The organism is Kitasatospora sp. NPDC059722, from assembly GCF_042733235.1.
In the GTDB taxonomy this organism is placed as follows: domain Bacteria; phylum Actinomycetota; class Actinomycetes; order Streptomycetales; family Streptomycetaceae; genus Kitasatospora.
Genome location: NZ_JBHWGD010000043.1, coordinates 66,830 through 82,061 on the forward strand (window position 1 = coordinate 66,830; position 15,232 = coordinate 82,061).

A 15,232-nucleotide genomic window follows, 5' to 3' on the forward strand; every position below is an offset into this window, starting at 1 on the left:
TGCGCGGGCGGCGCGCTCGCTGGATCTCTGGTGTCCGCCTTCGACGCCCGCGCCGGGGGGGGGGGGGGGGGGGGCCCGCCCCCGCGCCCCCCCCCCCCCCCCCCCCACTCCGCCATCATCCGATCCGCCGTCAGCAGCGCCGAGTTGCCGTGATGACGGTGGCGTCCAGGTCCTCGTGGTGGGAGGCGGTGGCGCGCAGCCCGGCGTCCCTGGCGATGGCGAGGGCGGCCGGGGTCTGGCGTTCGCTGGTCTCGAAGAGGAGCGAGCCGCCGGGGGCGAGCCACTGCGGGGCGTCGGCGGCGACGCGGCGCAGCACGTCGAGGCCGTCGGCGCCGCCGTCGAGGGCGGGGAGGGCTTCGTGGAGGCGGGCCTCGGGCGGCAGGAGGCCGATGTCGGCGGTGGGGACGTACGGGACGTTGGCGAGCAGGACGTCGACGCGGCCGCGCAGGCCGGCGGGCAGGGCGGCGAAGAGGTCGCCCTGGTGGACGTGCCCGCCGTACGGGGCGAGGTTGCGCCGGGCGCAGCGGACGGCGGCCGGGTCGACGTCGGCGGCGTGGAGCTCGACTCCGCCCCGGGTGGTGGCCGCGAGTCCGGCGCCGAGGGCCCCGCTGCCGCAGCACAGGTCGACGACGACGGCGTCGGGGCCGGTGAGCGCGGTGGCCGTGGCGACGAGGTGCTCGCTGCGGCGGCGGGGCACGAAGACGCCGGGGTCGACGGCGATCCGCAGGCCCGCGAACTCGGCCCAGCCGACGACGTGTTCCAGCGGACGCCCTTCGGCCCGGGCCCGCACCATCGTGGCGAGCTCGGCCGGGGTGGCGGCGGCGCTGAGGAGGATCCGCGCCTCGTCCTCCGCGAAGACGCAGCCTGCGGTGCGCAGGCGCGAGACCACGGAGGAGCGGAGGGTTGCGGAAGGGAAGACCGACAAGGAGAACCTCTTGAGGGAATCGAGAACAGCTGAACGACTCCGTCAGGGCCCCGTCGGGGCTGTCGCCGTGGGACGGGACGCGCCCGCGCCTTATGCGCGCGACGCGCCGTCTCTGCGACCGGACCCGGGGAGCACCCGCTCGGACGTACCGGTAATGGGTCTCACCTCCCTGGATCGCGGTCCTGTTCGACGTCGGTCACCCTACCGCACCTCTGCGTAACCGGGGTCCGGTTCGGTCACTCCAGGAACTCGGCGACCACGGCCGCGAACTCCTCCGGGGTGAGGATCCGGATGCCGAGCTCCTCGGCCTTCGCGCGCTTGGAGCCGGCCTTGTCGCCCGCGACGACGAGCGTGGTGCGCTTGGACACCGAGCCCGAGGCCTTGCCGCCGGCGCGCTCGATGAGCTCGTTCATCGCGTTGCGGGAGAGGTCGGCGAGGGCGCCGGTCATCGCGCCGGTGACGACGACGGCCTCGCCGGCGAGCGGGCCCGCCGGGGCCTCGCCCCCGCCGGTGGTGGCGGCGGCCGGCGCCGTCGGCTCGGTGACCTCCAGGCCCACGCCCTGGGCCGTGAGCTTGTCCAGCAGCGGTGCGACGTCGGCGAGTTCGGCCACGATGACGGCGGCCTTCTCCACCCCGATGCCGTCCACGCCCGCGAGCGCCTCCGCGTCGGCGGCCCGGATCGCGGCCATGCTGCCGAAGTGCGCGGCCAGGCGGCGGGACATCGTGCGGCCGGTGCCGCGGATGCCGAGCGCGCAGAACACCCGGTTGAGCGGGCGGACGCGGGCCGTCTCCAGGGCGGCGAGCAGGTTGTCGGCGCTCGTCTCGCCCATCCGGTCGAGCGTGAGCAGCTGCTCCTTCGTGAGGGTGAACAGATCGGCGATGTCGTTGACGAGGCCGCTCTCCACCAGTTGCACGGCGCGCGTGCCGCCGAGGCCCTCGATGTCGAGCTGGTCGCGCCCGGCCGCGTAGATCACCGAAGCCACGGCCTGGCAGCCCCTCCCCCGCACGCAGCGCCAGCGCTGCTCGGACGTGTCGATCGCGTCGCCGCAGCGCGGGCACACCTCGGGGAACGCGATCGGCTGCTCGGCGCCGGTGCGCTCGTCCACCAGCGGCGCCTCCACGCGCGGGATCACGTCCCCCGCGCGGTAGACGAACACCTGGTCGCCGAGCATCAGGCCGCGGCGCTCGATGTCCGCCGGGTTGTGCAGCGTCGCGTACGTGACCGTGACACCGTCGATCACGACCGGTTCGAGGACGGCGCGCGGCGCGATGATCCCGGTGCGACCGACGTTCCACTCCACCGCGAGCAGCCGGGTGACCTTGTGCTGCGCCTGGAGCTTGCGGGCCACCGCCCAGCGCGGCGCGCGCGAGCCCGAACCGGCCTCCTCCTGGTCCGCCACCGCGTCCGCCTTCACCACGACGCCGTCGATGCCGAACGGCAGCGCGGCGCGCAGGGCGGCGATCTCGTCGATGCGCTGCTGCGCCTCGGCCTGGCTCGCGCAGCGGCGGGGCGCGGCGTCCGTGGTGGCGGCGGTGTTCGCGCCGAGCTCGGCGAGCCGGGCGAGGAGGGCGGCGTGGTCGAGGCCGGGCAGGCCGAGGGCGTCGTAGGCGAAGAACGTCAGCTCGACGCGGTACGGACGGTCCTTGGCGCGCAGGGTGCCGGCGGCGCCGCTGCGCGGGTGGGCGAAGGGCGTGGCGCCGTGCTCGGTGCGGACGGCGTTGGCCTGCTCGAACTGCTCGTGGGTGAGCAGGACTTCACCGCGCAGCTCGACGTCCAGCGGCTCGGCGAGCCGGGCCGGCAGGCCGAGGACGGCGTCGGCGGCGTGCGTGATGTCCTCGCCGGCGAGGCCGTCGCCCCGGGTGAGCACCTGGGCGAGCCGCCCGGCCCGGTACCGGGCGGCCACGGCGAGGCCGTCCAGCTTCGGCTCGACGCACCAGGCGGCGACGGGCCGGCCCAGGCGTCTTTCCAGGCCGGCCGCCCAGGACTCCAGCTCCTCGGCCGAGAACACGTTGTCCAGCGAGAGCATCGGCGCGCTGTGCGGCACGTCCCCGACCGCCGCCCCGCCCGCGACCTTCCCGGTCGGCGTCTCGGGCAGCACCTCGTCGGGGTGCGCCAGCTCGTACGCCTCGATCGCGCGGACGAGCGCGTCGTACTCGTCGTCCCCGAGCGGCGTGCCGCCGTCGGCGTAGTACGCGGCGGCGGCCCGCACGGCGGTGGCGACGGCGTCGGTGTACGCGTCCGTCGAGGTCAGGGCGACAGGGGAGGCCGTGGAGGCGATGTCCTTCATGACGCCATCATGGCGAGTGGCACTGACATTCGACCCGCCGAGGCCGAGCGCGACCGCCTCGACGGCGGGCCCCGGGCCCGCGCGAAAACCCTTTGGCGGACCGCGGAGAGCGCTGCTAATCTGCCGGAGGCCGTGCGAGAGAACGAGGAGGTGGTACCCGTGAACGCAGATTCGACATGGGTGCTCTCCTCCGGGGTCACGGTCGGGCGATAGGTCGTCCGGGAGCGCCGTTCCAGTGCACTCCCGAAAGGCACGACCATGCAGTTCACCTCCGAGCAGCGCCTCGACAACGGCGTCCTCGAACGCGAATTCACCCTCGGCCAGATCCCCGGCACCCTGTGGACGCCTGGATCCGCGCCCGCTCCGCTGATCCTCATGGCCCACAACAACGGCCTGCCCAAGAACGAGCCCCGGCTCGTGGCCCGGGCCCGGTACTCCGCTTCGCAGGGCTACGCGGTGGCCACCATCGACGCGGCCGGGTGCGGTGGCCGCCCCCGTTCCGCCGCCGACGACCGGGCCCGCGCCGACCTCCGCCGGGCGATGCAGGCCGGCGAGCCGGTCGACGGGATCTTCGAGTCCTTCATCGGCCCGCTGGTCGAGAACGCGGTCCCGGAGTGGCGGGCCACCCTGGACGCCCTCCTGTCCCTGCCCGGGATCGACGGACCGGTCGGCTACTCGGGCTGGACCGCCGTCGGCATCCGGCTCGCGGTGACCGAGCCCCGCATCGCCGCCGCCGGCTTCTTCGCCGGGGGCTACGTGCCCCTGGCCCAGCGCGAGGAGGCGCGGCGGATCACCATCCCACTGCTGTTCCTGCTCCAGTGGGACGACGAAGGGAACCCCCGCCAGCGGGCTCTGGACCTGTTCGACGCCTTCGGCAGCACCGAGAAGACGATGCACGCCAACATGGGCGGGCACGTCGGCACCCCGCGGTTCGAGCTGGAGAACGGGAGCCGGTTCTACGACCGGCACCTGAAGTAGAACCGAGAGGTGACGGCGGCGGCCTGGCCGGCCGGGCCGCCGCTGTCACCCGCCCGCCCGCCGTCACCCGGTCGCCGCGCGGGGCGGCGTGTCGGGTGGCGGCGGGCGGGCGACGACGGAAGGGTGGCTGGCGGTAATCCCCCAGGGAGAAAGGGCGATCATGCCTGAAGTCACCACCCCGTACGCGACCGGCACCCCCTGCTGGGTCGATCTCATGGCGAAGGACCAGCAGGCCGCGCTCGACTTCTACCGCGACGTCCTCGGCTGGCAGGGGCAGCCCGGCCCGGCCGAGTTCGGCGGGTACGCGGTCTGCGAGCTCAACGGGAAGGCCGCGGCCGGGATCGGCCCGGCGATGGCCCCGGAGGGCATGCCGGAGCCGCCGACCGTGTGGACCAGCTACCTGGCCTCCACGGACGCCCAGGCCACCCAGGACGCGATCGTCGCGGCCGGCGGCACGCTGATGGTCCCGGTGATGGACGTCGGCAACCTCGGGCGGATGCTCATCGCCGCCGACCCCCAGGGCTCGGTGTTCGGCGTCTGGCAGCCGGGCGAGTTCTTCGGCGCGCAGGTCGTCAACGAGGCCGGCGCGCTCACCTGGAACGAGCTGCACACCAGCGACATCCAGGCCGCGACCGCCTTCTACGGCGAGGCCTTCGGCATCGAGATCGAGCCGCTGGACGGCGCGGACTCCTACTGGGAGGTGCGCGTGGGCGGCCGGGCGGTCGGCGGGGCCACGCTGCTCGCCAACGACCCGCCCGGCACGCCCGCGCACTGGCTGACGTACTTCGCCGTGGACGACACGGACTCGACGGTCGACGCCCTGGTCAAGCGGGGCGGCACCGTCCTGGTCCCGCCCTTCGACATGATGGCCGGCCGGATGACGGTGGTCGCCGACCCGCAGGGCGCCCCGTTCGCGATGATCACGCCGACCCCGATGCAGTAGGACCGCGTGCCGTAGGACCGCGTGCCGTAGGACCGCGTGCCGTAGGGACGCACCTGCCCGAGTCCTCCGCCCGCCCGGGCCTTCCCGGGCGGGCGGACGCACGCCGGACTACGCGCCGTCCTGGTGCCGCAGGGCCCGGGCGAGCCAGGAGTACACCGGGGTCAGACCGGGCACCACCTGCCAGCCGTTGACGATCCAGACCAGGCGCCAGTACCGGTCCACCCTCGGATCGTGCGCTTCCTCGAAGCGCTGGGCCAGCCAGTCCCGGAACTCCGCGTCCGGGGTGCGCGCGAACGCGTCGGCGTAGCGCCGCACGAGCTCGTCGATGACGGGTGCGGCACCGTCGCCGTGCGGGTCGACGCCCGCCTCCGTCGCCTCGGCCACCTTCTGACGGATGAACGTCGTCAGCTCCTCGCCCGCCTCGCGCTCGATGCCGGGCGTGCGCCCGCCGGCCTGGTGCGGGAGCGTCCGGCGCATCCGGGCCCGGAAGTCCTCGTCGCCGACCAGTTCGGCGAGCTCCACCCACGCCGCGACCTGTTCGGTGGTCGGCTCCTCGGGGAGGTCGGGGGTCGCGGCCCGGACCATGGCGGCCGCGGCCGGGGCGGCTTCAGCCGGGACGCCGCCCGCAGGAACGCCGTCCGCAGAGGCATCGTCCGCTGGGCCGAAGGTGCCGGCGATGAAGTCGTCGATCAGCCGCCGCCGTTCGTCGGCGGACAACTGCGTGAGCTTGTGCACGAGTCTGGTCTCCTCGGGGTCGGAACCGCGCCCGGCCACGACGCGCAGTACGCTCCGGCGCAGCTGCAGCTCCCGGATCTGCACGTCGATGGCGTCGGCGTGCGCGGCGGCGACCTCGGCCATCGGGAGCTCGCGGTCCGCGATCCGCCGGATCGCGGGCAGGTCGATGCCCAACTCGCGCAGCGTGCGGACGAGTTCCAGGCGGAGCAGTGCGTCGAGGTCGTAGCGCCGGTAGCCGGCGGGACTTCGGGTGGTCGGCGCCACGATCCCCGAGTCGGAGTAGAACCGGATCGTCCGCACGGACAGGCCGGTGCGCCGGGAGAGCTCCCCGATCGAGTAGAGGGTCGTCGCGTCCATGGCCCTCACTCTGCTGTCTCCAGTCACTGGAGACTCAAGGCTACCGTCCGCCCGCCTCGCCCCAGGGCCAGGGCAATCTCGGAGTTGGCGGACCGGCGCGACGCTCAGGACGATGGAGCGCCGTCCGTCCTTCCCGACCGAAGGAGTACACCCGTGCCGCACATCGCCATCGACAACGGACTGCCGGGGATCAGCGGCCTGCTGGCGCTGCGCCCGGACACCGCCGCCCCGCTGGGACTGCTCGCCGACGCGCTGCTGCGCGCGCCGGCCCCGATGAGCCGGGGCGAGCGCGAGCTCGTCGCCGCCTACGTCTCGCACCTCAACGGCACCCGCTTCTGCACCGGGGCCCACGGTGCCTTCGCCGCAGCGCAGTTGGAGGAGGGCGATGACGTGGTGAAGGCGGTCCTGGCCGATCCCACCACCGCGCCGCTCACCGACCGCATGCGGGCCCTGCTGCGGATCGCGGCCGAGGTGCAGGGCCGGGTCGGGCCGGTCTCGCACGAGGCGGTGGCGGCCGCCCGCGCAGCCGGCGCCGGGGACACCGAGATCCACGACACCGTGCTGATCGCCGCCGCGTTCTGCATGTACAACCGGTACGTCGACGGCCTGGCCACCGACCTCCCCGAGGACCCGGGCTACTACGCCGAGGGCGCGAAGCGGATCGTCGGCTCCGGCTACGGCCGGGGGAACTGAGCACCCGGCATCGGCCGACGAGGAGACGCCGCCATGAGCACGTACGCATCGGGCCAGCCGGACACCACGGCCCGCCACGCCCCACGTCAACTCCCAACTCGTACCTCGCTGTTCGTCACCGGCGACTTCCCCCGGCGCCGCTGGCCGACCGTGCTGCTCGGCACGCTCGGCGGGCTCCTGCTGGCGTACGCCTGGAACGCGAACCTGGTCGACGACCAGATCGGCTTCGGCACCGCCGACGCCCTGCTCGGCCACGACGCCCACGGCACGCCGATCACCGGGGTGGTCTCCGGCGTCCTGTTCGCCTTCGTCTCCGGGCTGGCCGGCTCCTTCACCGCGTGCAACATCGCGGCCTTCGGCGCCGTCGGCCCGCTGGTCGGGCAGTCGCCGTCGCTACGCCACCGGCTCCTGCACGTCGCCAAGCCGCTGGGCTGGGTCTTCGCGGGCATGGCGCCGGTCTCGGCCGCCTACGGCGCGCTGGTCGGCCTCGTCGGCACGCACATGCCGCAGTTCTCGACGGCCGCGAGCAAGGGCCTGACGCCCCGGGCGCTGCAGTCGATGACGGCCTTCGGCCTGATCGGGCTGGTGATGATCGTGCTCGGCCTGGCCGCCGTCGGCCTGGTCCGGGACCCGCTGGCCGGGCTGTCCCGGCGCTTCCCGAACGCACCGCTGGTTCTCGTCGGCGCGATGATCGGCGGCTTCCTGGTGGGCCGCCCGTACCCGCTCTTCCGCGACCTGTTCCGGCACGCCGCCACCACTCACAACCCGGTCTACGGCGCGGGAGCGTTCCTCCTGCAGTCGATCGGCAACATCGCCGTCATGGCGGTGCTGTTCGTGGCGCTCGCCTACGGAACGGGCGGCCGACTGCAACGGGTGCTGGCATCCAGGCCCGCCCGGATCAGCGTGGTGACCGCGGCGGCCTTCCTGGTCGCCGGGGTCTTCACCGTCGTCTACTGGGACGTGCGGATGCTGGCCAGGCTCGGCTACCTCTGGTTCCCGCCCTCCCCCTGGAGCTGAGCCCTCGACCGGCGTCCGGCCGAGGCCTTGCCGGGCATACGGTCTGACGACGCATGCGGATATCCTCAGACCCTCACATCGATGTCATTGTCAAGGCCGGACGGCACGAGGGGCGACGCATGCGTATCGGTGAACTGTCCGACCGGACCGGGACTCCCCCGCGGCTCCTGCGTTACTACGAGCAGCAGGGGCTCATCACGCCGGAACGTGCGGCGAACGGCTACCGGGACTACGACGAGCACCTCGTCGACCGCGTCGTCCAGATCCGCGGGCTGCTGGACGCCGGGCTGCCGACGCGCATCATCAAGCAGATCCTGCCGTGCCTCGACAAGCCGCGCGTCATCCATGTCCCGGACGCGACGCCGGACATGATCGCGACGCTGGAGAACGAGCGGGACCGCATGAGCGACCGGATCCGGTGCCTCACCCGCAACCGGGACGCGATCGCGGAGTACCTGGAGGCGGTCCGCGCCACCGCCCTGGATCCCGTGTCGGCGTGAGCCGCTTGACCTTGACACTTATGTGAAGGTTGCACACTGACTTTCATGACTGACGCCCGCATCTGGCACACCGAGTTCGGCCACGGCACCCCGATCGTGCTGATCCACGGCTACACGATCGACCACCGGCTCCTCCTGCCCCTCGACCCCGCGTTCGCCGACCGGCCCGGGTGGCGGCGGATCTACCTCGACCTCCCCGGGCACGGCAACAGCCCGCGGCTGCCGGGGAGGACCTCCGCCAAGGCGGTGGCCGACGCCGTCGTCGAGCGGATCCGCGAACTCGTCGGGCAGGAGCGGTTCGCCGTCGTCGGGCAGTCGTTCGGCGGGCAGCTGGCGCGGGCCGTGACGGCGGCGTTCGGCGAGCAGGTGCTGGGCTCGGCCCTGATCGTCCCGGTCGTCCGCTGGGGCACGGACCGGACCCTGCCCGAGGAGACGGCGGCCGAGCGCGACGAGGAGTTCCTCGCCGGCCTCTCGACCTCGGAGCAGCAAGTGTTCGGCGCCGTCATGGCCCGTCACACAAAGACCAGTTGGGACCTGTACCGGCGGCACGTCGCACCCGGCTGGGACGCCCACGACCGTACGGCGGCGGCCGAGCTGGAGGCGGACTTCCTGCTCCCGGAGTGGCCGGAGGTCGGCATGCCCGCTCACGGCGGACGACACCTGCTGGTCACCGCGCGCCAGGACGCGCTCGTCGGCTGGCGCGACCAGCTCGCGCTGCTCGACCACTATCCGCGGATGACGGCGGCGGTGCTGGACGGCACCGGGCACAACCCGCAGGTCGAGAGCGCGGACGCCGTCCGCGAGCTGGTCGGGCGGTGGCTGGACGAGCTCGCGCCGCTGCGGGGTTGAACCGTCCCGCCGGCGGACTACGGGACGGCGAGGGGGACGGCGTCGCTACTGGCCGACGCGTCCGTCGACGCACTCGCGCAGGAGGTCGGCGTGCCCGCAGTGGCGGGCGTACTCCTCGATCCGGTGCACCATCAGTTCGCGGATCGAGACCCGGTCCTTGCCCACGCGTGCGCCCAGGTCCGGGTGTTCGGCGAGGGCGGCGTCGGTCTCGGCCTGTTCGCGCTCCAGGTCGCGGAACGCGGCGTCCACGACGGCCCGGTCGGCGACCGCCCCGTCGAAGTCCGCGTCGCGCCCGCCGTACAGCTTGGGCAGCGGCTGGGACGGCGGCTCGTCCTCGGTGAGCCAGTTGCGCCAGTCCCGTTCGACCTCGGCGAGGTGGCGGACCAGGCCGAGCAGTGACATCGTCGACGGCGGGACGGACCGGCGGGCGAGCTGCTCGGCGTCCAGGCCCTCGCACTTGAGCCGCAAGGTCAGCCGGTAGTTCACCAAGTAGTCCAGCAGCGTGCCCAGTTCGCCGTCCGGGCTGGGGCCTTCGAGGGTCCGCGGGTCGTCGGCCGGATCGGCCCACATGTCCGGGTAGACGGTCGCCCGGGTCCAGCGCGCTGGTTCGTCGGTCATGCGTCGAATCCTCGTCCGTCTCCGCACGAACCGCCACCGAATTACCTCGCACGCGCTGCTGCCCGGCCGGTCCGACGGCTTACACCGGCACGCCCGTCAGCGGCCTCGTGCGGTAGAGGGCCGCGGCGCCCGGCGGGACGAGGCAGGGCAGCAGCCACTCCCACAGCGCGGCGACCCGGCGGGCGCGCTCCTCGGGCGAGCAGTCCTCGCCGAACGTGACCTCCAGGCCGCACGCGGCCGTCACCACGAGCGTCTCCGGGCCGGTGCCGCCCGGGCGGTCGCGCAGTTCGCCCGCGCGGCGCGCACCGGACAGCAACTCCCGGACCACGCCCGCCCATACGCCGTGGAAGCCCTGCGTCCCGGCCGCGCACCCGCCTGCCGTCGCCGGGCCGGCCTGTGTGGGGCCGGGCTGCGCCGGACCGGGCTGCGTGGGGCCAGGCTGCGTCGGGACTTCCGCCGCCGGGCCCTGGGCCGCCGCCTCCCCCAGCCACGCGCCGCCCTCCCGGCCGAGCCGGAACGCGGCGCGGATCACCGCGTCCGAGCCGAGGGCGTCGACCAGCCAGTACCCCGAGTCGATCAGGGCCTGGAGCGGCGACGAGGCCGTGCGCAGCGTCGCGCACGCGCCGCGCAGCGAGCCCTCGGCCTGGTCCAGCACCGCCCGCGCCAGGTCCTCCTTCGACGCGAAGTGGAAGTACAGCGCCCCTTTCGTCACCCCGGCCGTGCCGGCGATCTCGCCGAGCGTGGCCCCCGCGTACCCGCTGCGGTCGAACAGCACCGCCCCCGCCTCCACCAGCCGCCCGCGCGTCCGCTCCGACCTCTCCTGCGCCACGTGCCCTCAACCCCTCACTGCTGCAAGCCAGTTCCGTTAACGCGCACCGCACCGAACAGTCCCGCCCGGGCCGCCCCCGTGGCCCTCAGCCCACCCGGGAGAACCGGGCCGCGGCGCCCGGCCGGTCGGCCGGGCGGACCACGGCGGCCGGTTCGCCGCCGGTCTCCGCCCGTTCGGGGGCGGAGACCAGGATCGAGCGCTGCAGCCGCCGCAGCGCCGCTGACGGTTCCATGCCCAATTCCCGTACCAGAGTTGCACGGAGCCGTTGGTACACCTCCAGCGCCTCCCCCCTCCGGCCGGAGCGGTGCAGCGCGAGCATGTACTGGCCGTGCAGGCTCTCGTGGGTGCGGTAGCGGTCGACCAGGACGGTCAGTTCGGCGAGCAGGACGCGGTGGCGGCCGAGCCGCAGGTCGGCGTCGATGCGCTGGTCCAGGGCGCAGAGCCGGGTCTCCTCCAGGCGCTTGGCCTCGACGGCGAGCTGGCCGCCGGCCGGGACGTCCGAGAAGGCCGGGCCGCGCCAGAGGCGCAGCGCCTCGTCGAGCATCCTCGCGGCGAGCTTGTGGTCGTCGCCGTCCATCGCGCGGTAGCCCAGGCCGGCCAGGCGGTCGAACTCGCGGGCGTCGGTGAGGCCGCCGCCGCTGTTGAGCATGTAGCCGCCGGGGGAGGTCACGAGGACGTCCTTCGCACAGGCGAACCCGGCGGTGGCCGCGCCGGTCGTGGCGATCGCGCGGTCGATGAGCTCGCGCAGCTGCAGGACGTACGTCTGCACGGTGGTGCGGGCGCTGCGCGGCGGGCGGCCGGACCAGAGCTCGTCGGCCAGCGTGCCGGCCGGGACGACCTGGTCGGCCCGCAGCGCCAGTAACCCGAGCACCTGCCGCGGCTTCGGCGCGGACGGCACCACCGACACTCCGCACATCCGGACGTCCAACGCCCCCAGCACGCGGATCTCCATGACGACCACCCCAATCCACGGAACGCCCCCGGCGGATCCGCCGCGGCCGGCACCCGACTCCCCCTGGGTCGACACCCCGGGGCCACGATGACCAGTCAAAAACAGGACGGGCGGTTTGTCAATACAAAACCGAACGAGCTGTTTGTTTATGCGAATCGGGGTACGCCTGCTCGAATCGGGGGCGCGAACGGACCAGCCGTGCGCCGGTGCGCGGACGCGAGCGCACGCCTGGACCCACGGGCGGACCAGGCGGACCAAGCGGCCGGGGCGGAGCGCGCGGACCAGGCGGATCGGACAGGCCAGGCACCCGGGCACAAGCGGACGGCGGTGCCGGGCCCCAACAGGCCCCGCACCGCCGTCGATCCGCCCGTTCCTGCGCGAGCGGTGCGCCGCCTCAGGACACCGCGACCGCGCCGCCGACCGCGTGCGCCTCGACCTCGGCGCCATTGCCTTCGTTGCCTCCACTGCCGCCATTGCCGTCGGCGTCGCCTTCCGACGCCGCGCGGGCCGCCGCCACCTCGGCGACCACCCGGGCGCCACGGTCCGGCCCCATCTGCAGCGCCCCGAGCACGCCCGGCACCGCGATGCTCGGCATCACGTGCTGGAACAGCCCGGCCACCCGGCGCTCCAGGTCCGCCCGGCCGCTCAGCTTCTGGGACTGGATCTGCACGCCCGTCCATGCCGCCGTCAGCAGCCATGCCGCGTCCGCCGGCGTGACGTGCGGCAGCAGTTCGCCGCGCTCGCCGGCCGCGACCAGGAGCATCTCGAAGCGGGAGATCCACCCGAGGATCGCGCCGCCGCCGAACTCGTCGAACACGTCCTGGCCGAGGGAGAGCCGGGCACCGGCGCTCAACAGCGGGTCGCGCGGCAGCAGATGGGCGACCACCATCCCGGTGTCCACGAACTCCTGGAGTTTGCAGGCGCGTTCGGGAACCTCGTCCTGGGCGAACTGCTCCTCCACCACGCCCTGCGCGAGATCGCGTTTGGACGCGAAATGGAAATAGACCGCGCCGCGCGTCACGCCGGCCCGGGAGACCACCTCGCCGATGGTCGCTCCCTCGTAGCCGAACTCGTCGAAGACAGAAGCCGCGGCCTCCAGGATCAGCCGACGCGTCCGGAGCGCGCGCTCCTGCCGTACCACCGGAACCACCCCGTTCTGACATTCTCGCGAAAAACAAAACCAAACACGCCGTATCTTAGCGACGAGTGGCCCGAAGGCGACAGGACACTGCCCGGGAATCGCCCCAGGTGCTTCTCCTCCCCCACCCACCCGCGCCCTTCGGCGAATTCGGGATGTCCGGCCGCCCACCGACACCTCAAGGCCACTCCCCACGAGCAGTCGCACACAAAACCGAACGATCGGTATCTGTAGTGGCATGCCAGGCTCCGGAAGACCCGATCAAGCCCTCCGGCGACGCCCTCGGCATCTTTCTCAACCGATCGGTTGAAGAAGGCGGCGGACCGGCGTAGCGTTGTCCTCAACCAATCGGTTGAGAAAGAGCAGGGGTATCCGGTGGCCGTCGACCAGTTGTCCCGGGCGTTCGTCGCCCTGGCCGATCCGACCCGGCGCGACATCGTCGCCCGCCTCTCGGTCCGCGATGCGACCGTCGGCGAGCTGGCGGAGTCGTACGCGATGTCGATGCAGGCCGTCTCCAAGCACCTCAAGGTGCTGGAGGAGGCCGGGCTCGTCAGCCGCAGCCGGGACGCGCAGCGGCGGCCGTGCCACCTCGAACCGCAGGTGTTCGACTTGATGACGAGCTGGATCGAGCGCTACCGCCGCCAGGCGGAGGAGCGGTTCCGCCGCCTGGACGCCGTCCTCGCGGCCATGGCCGACGAGGCCGCCGACGACGGGTCCGCCGACGACGACCCGACAGGCGACGAGCCGGCAGGCGGAGGCCCCGCGCACAGCACAGAGACCGAAGCAGGCCCAGGACACGAAGGAGAGAAGCCATGACCTCCACCACCGGCCGCGAGACCCGGGTCGAGGCGGACCCGGCACTGCCCACCATCCGGATCGTCCGCGAGTTCGACGCCCCGCCGGCGCGGGTCTTCCGGGCCTGGATCGAGCCCGAGCTGGTCGCCCGGTGGCTCGGCCCGGACAACCACGAGACGAAGATCGACTTCTGGGACGGCCGCACCGGCGGGAGCTACCGCTACTCCATGCACCAGGACGGCCGGGAGATCGCCGCCTTCTACGGCTCGTTCCACGAGGTCCGGCCGGAGACCCGACTCGTCCAGACGTTCACGTACACGGGCGTGCCGGACGGCGTCTCGCTGGACACCGCCGTGTTCGAGCCGGCCGGCGAGGGCCGCACCCGCGTCACGATCCTGTCCGTGGTCGACAGCTTCGCCGCCCGCGACGCGATCCTCGCGAGCGGCATGGAGAAGGGCGTCACCGAGGGCTACGCGAAGCTGGACGCACTGCTCGCCTCGGAGTGACCGCCCACACCCAATACGACGAAGCGCCCACCGCCTGCATGGCGGTGGGCGCTTCGTCGTACGGGGCGTTCAGCGCCGCGCGAGCGCCGACAGCGGGTTCACGCCCTCCACGGCCTTGACGAGGGGGGCGAGATCGGGGTTCTTCGCGGCCTCGTCGAGGGCCTCGCGGAGCGCGGCGTCGTTCGTCGGACGGGCCGCCTCCAGCAGCTTCAGGCCGTCCTCGGTCACGTTCGTGTAGATGCCGCGACGGTCGGTCGGGCACAGGTAGCGCGAGAGCAGGCCGCGGTCCTCCAGGCGGGTGACCAGGCGGGTCGTCGCGCTCTGACTGAGGACGACCGCGTCGGCGACCTGCTTCATCTGCAGGTGGCCGCCCTCGTCGTCGTGCTGGCGGCTGAGCACGTCGAGCAGCGAGTACTCGCGCACGCTCAGGTCGTGCCCGGCCTGCAGGCTGCGCTCGATGTGCGCCTCGATCCGGCCGGCCAGGAGGTACAGGGCGGCCCAGCCGTTGGCGAGGGCGGTCAGCGCGGGATCCGTGGCGGTCATGGGCGCGGGTCTCCTTCCGGGTTCGACGGTGTCAAGGATAAGCCCTCGGCAAAAATTTCGGCCTGGGCATGTATCCCGCTTATACAAGCATCCTGCCGGCGGGGCGGCGGGGCGGACGAGCAGAGTCACCACGAGCAAAAGCCTGCAGTTGCACCTATGCCGCGTCCGCAACTATTGTCGAGGCTCGTAAGGCGCTGTAGCAATCTCGTCTGGAGGACGCGCCATGCCTCTCGCACTCCTCGCCCTGGCCATCGGGGCCTTCGGGATCGGGACCACCGAGTTCGTCATCATGGGCCTGCTGCCCGAGATCGCGGGCGACTACGGTGCGTCCATCCCCACCGCCGGGCTCCTGGTCACCGGGTACGCGATCGGCGTCGTCATCGGCGCGCCGCTGATGACGGTGCTCGGCACCCGGATCGGCCGCAAGACGATGCTGATGCTCCTCATGGGCCTCTTCGTCGCCGGCAACCTGCTGTCCGCCGCCGCCCCGAGCATGGGCGTCATGCTCGCGGGCCGCCTCGTGGCCTCGCTCGCCCATGGCGCGTTCTTCGGGATCGGCTCGGTGG

Annotated in this window: 17 protein-coding genes; 9 read left to right on the forward strand and 8 right to left on the reverse strand. The window is 73.2% G+C overall.

From position 1 onward, the window contains the following. Positions 1–130: 130 nt before the first annotated feature. Both ACFV4F_RS25710 and ligA read right to left on the reverse strand, forming a co-directional pair. Entirely contained in the window at positions 131–925 is a 795-nt protein-coding gene (locus ACFV4F_RS25710) for a putative protein N(5)-glutamine methyltransferase (protein ID WP_380505740.1), read from the reverse strand. A gap of 236 nt (positions 926–1,161) precedes the next feature. Beyond that, entirely contained in the window at positions 1,162–3,213 is a 2,052-nt protein-coding gene (gene ligA / locus ACFV4F_RS25715; RefSeq protein WP_380505743.1) for an NAD-dependent DNA ligase LigA, read from the reverse strand. Positions 3,214–3,471: 258 nt separating this feature from the next. Between ligA and ACFV4F_RS25720 the strand changes: the two genes are divergently transcribed. Further along, on the forward strand, positions 3,472–4,191 hold the full coding sequence (locus ACFV4F_RS25720; protein ID WP_380447253.1) for a dienelactone hydrolase family protein: 720 nt from the start codon (positions 3,472–3,474) through the stop codon (positions 4,189–4,191). A gap of 160 nt (positions 4,192–4,351) precedes the next feature. Further along, positions 4,352–5,134, forward strand: coding sequence for a VOC family protein (locus ACFV4F_RS25725; protein ID WP_380449225.1), 783 nt, complete (start codon positions 4,352–4,354; stop codon positions 5,132–5,134). Positions 5,135–5,242: 108 nt separating this feature from the next. Here the strand turns inward: ACFV4F_RS25725 and ACFV4F_RS25730 are convergent, their stop codons facing one another. Further along, complete coding sequence (locus ACFV4F_RS25730) at positions 5,243–6,226, reverse strand: MerR family transcriptional regulator (protein WP_380505746.1); 984 nt, start codon at positions 6,224–6,226, stop codon at positions 5,243–5,245. A 153-nt stretch (positions 6,227–6,379) separates the two neighbouring features. On the opposite strand from ACFV4F_RS25730, the gene ACFV4F_RS25735 reads away from it, so the two are divergent. The 4 genes from ACFV4F_RS25735 to ACFV4F_RS25750 all read left to right on the forward strand — a co-directional run bounded on the left by ACFV4F_RS25735 (position 6,380) and on the right by ACFV4F_RS25750 (position 9,285). Beyond that, the gene (locus tag ACFV4F_RS25735; protein ID WP_380505749.1) at positions 6,380–6,919 is read left to right on the forward strand and encodes a carboxymuconolactone decarboxylase family protein; all 540 of its coding nucleotides are present in this window, start codon (positions 6,380–6,382) and stop codon (positions 6,917–6,919) included. A gap of 33 nt (positions 6,920–6,952) precedes the next feature. Further along, positions 6,953–7,936 (forward strand): hypothetical protein, encoded by a 984-nt coding sequence (locus ACFV4F_RS25740; RefSeq protein ID WP_380505752.1) that lies wholly within the window; start codon positions 6,953–6,955, stop codon positions 7,934–7,936. A gap of 119 nt (positions 7,937–8,055) precedes the next feature. After that, entirely contained in the window at positions 8,056–8,436 is a 381-nt protein-coding gene (locus ACFV4F_RS25745; protein ID WP_380448470.1) for a MerR family transcriptional regulator, read from the forward strand. 45 nt (positions 8,437–8,481) lie between these two features. Further along, a complete protein-coding gene (locus ACFV4F_RS25750) occupies positions 8,482–9,285 on the forward strand; it encodes an alpha/beta fold hydrolase (RefSeq protein ID WP_380505755.1) in 804 nt (267 codons plus the stop codon). Between the two features lie 45 nt (positions 9,286–9,330). Here ACFV4F_RS25750 and ACFV4F_RS25755 read toward each other — a convergent pair whose 3' ends face one another. The 4 genes from ACFV4F_RS25755 to ACFV4F_RS25770 all read right to left on the reverse strand — a co-directional run bounded on the left by ACFV4F_RS25755 (position 9,331) and on the right by ACFV4F_RS25770 (position 12,825). Then, complete coding sequence (locus tag ACFV4F_RS25755; protein ID WP_380448466.1) at positions 9,331–9,903, reverse strand: DinB family protein; 573 nt, start codon at positions 9,901–9,903, stop codon at positions 9,331–9,333. Between the two features lie 79 nt (positions 9,904–9,982). Beyond that, complete coding sequence (locus ACFV4F_RS25760; protein WP_380505758.1) at positions 9,983–10,732, reverse strand: TetR family transcriptional regulator; 750 nt, start codon at positions 10,730–10,732, stop codon at positions 9,983–9,985. An 85-nt stretch (positions 10,733–10,817) separates the two neighbouring features. Next, a complete protein-coding gene (locus tag ACFV4F_RS25765) occupies positions 10,818–11,684 on the reverse strand; it encodes a BTAD domain-containing putative transcriptional regulator (RefSeq protein ID WP_380505761.1) in 867 nt (288 codons plus the stop codon). A gap of 394 nt (positions 11,685–12,078) precedes the next feature. Beyond that, on the reverse strand, positions 12,079–12,825 hold the full coding sequence (locus tag ACFV4F_RS25770; protein WP_380505764.1) for a ScbR family autoregulator-binding transcription factor: 747 nt from the start codon (positions 12,823–12,825) through the stop codon (positions 12,079–12,081). A gap of 372 nt (positions 12,826–13,197) precedes the next feature. Between ACFV4F_RS25770 and ACFV4F_RS25775 the strand changes: the two genes are divergently transcribed. Next, on the forward strand, positions 13,198–13,638 hold the full coding sequence (locus ACFV4F_RS25775; RefSeq protein WP_380448458.1) for an ArsR/SmtB family transcription factor: 441 nt from the start codon (positions 13,198–13,200) through the stop codon (positions 13,636–13,638). Beyond that, positions 13,635–14,123 (forward strand): SRPBCC family protein, encoded by a 489-nt coding sequence (locus ACFV4F_RS25780; protein WP_380448456.1) that lies wholly within the window; start codon positions 13,635–13,637, stop codon positions 14,121–14,123. Before ACFV4F_RS25775 ends, ACFV4F_RS25780 begins: the two co-directional genes overlap by 4 nt. A 69-nt stretch (positions 14,124–14,192) precedes the next feature. Here the strand turns inward: ACFV4F_RS25780 and ACFV4F_RS25785 are convergent, their stop codons facing one another. Next, positions 14,193–14,666, reverse strand: coding sequence for a MarR family winged helix-turn-helix transcriptional regulator (locus ACFV4F_RS25785; protein ID WP_380448455.1), 474 nt, complete (start codon positions 14,664–14,666; stop codon positions 14,193–14,195). A 223-nt stretch (positions 14,667–14,889) separates the two neighbouring features. Here ACFV4F_RS25785 and ACFV4F_RS25790 point away from each other — a divergent pair. Next, the coding region (locus ACFV4F_RS25790) for an MFS transporter (protein WP_380505767.1) at positions 14,890–15,232 on the forward strand (343 nt) is incomplete at its 3' end.

Bases quoted from the DNA above. Each gene is read 5' to 3' on its own strand.
- ACFV4F_RS25725 (WP_380449225.1), top strand. From the start codon at position 4,352: ATGCCTGAAGTCACCACCCCGTACGCGACCGGCACCCCCTGCTGGGTC.
- ACFV4F_RS25720 (WP_380447253.1), top strand. From the start codon at position 3,472: ATGCAGTTCACCTCCGAGCAGCGCCTCGACAACGGCGTCCTCGAACGC.
- ACFV4F_RS25750 (WP_380505755.1), top strand. From the start codon at position 8,482: ATGACTGACGCCCGCATCTGGCACACCGAGTTCGGCCACGGCACCCCG.
- ACFV4F_RS25730 (WP_380505746.1), bottom strand. From the start codon at position 6,226: ATGGACGCGACGACCCTCTACTCGATCGGGGAGCTCTCCCGGCGCACC.
- ACFV4F_RS25740 (WP_380505752.1), top strand. From the start codon at position 6,953: ATGAGCACGTACGCATCGGGCCAGCCGGACACCACGGCCCGCCACGCC.
- ACFV4F_RS25765 (WP_380505761.1), bottom strand. From the start codon at position 11,684: ATGGAGATCCGCGTGCTGGGGGCGTTGGACGTCCGGATGTGCGGAGTG.
- ACFV4F_RS25780 (WP_380448456.1), top strand. From the start codon at position 13,635: ATGACCTCCACCACCGGCCGCGAGACCCGGGTCGAGGCGGACCCGGCA.
- ACFV4F_RS25745 (WP_380448470.1), top strand. From the start codon at position 8,056: ATGCGTATCGGTGAACTGTCCGACCGGACCGGGACTCCCCCGCGGCTC.
- ligA (WP_380505743.1), bottom strand. From the start codon at position 3,213: ATGAAGGACATCGCCTCCACGGCCTCCCCTGTCGCCCTGACCTCGACG.
- ACFV4F_RS25785 (WP_380448455.1), bottom strand. From the start codon at position 14,666: ATGACCGCCACGGATCCCGCGCTGACCGCCCTCGCCAACGGCTGGGCC.
- ACFV4F_RS25755 (WP_380448466.1), bottom strand. From the start codon at position 9,903: ATGACCGACGAACCAGCGCGCTGGACCCGGGCGACCGTCTACCCGGAC.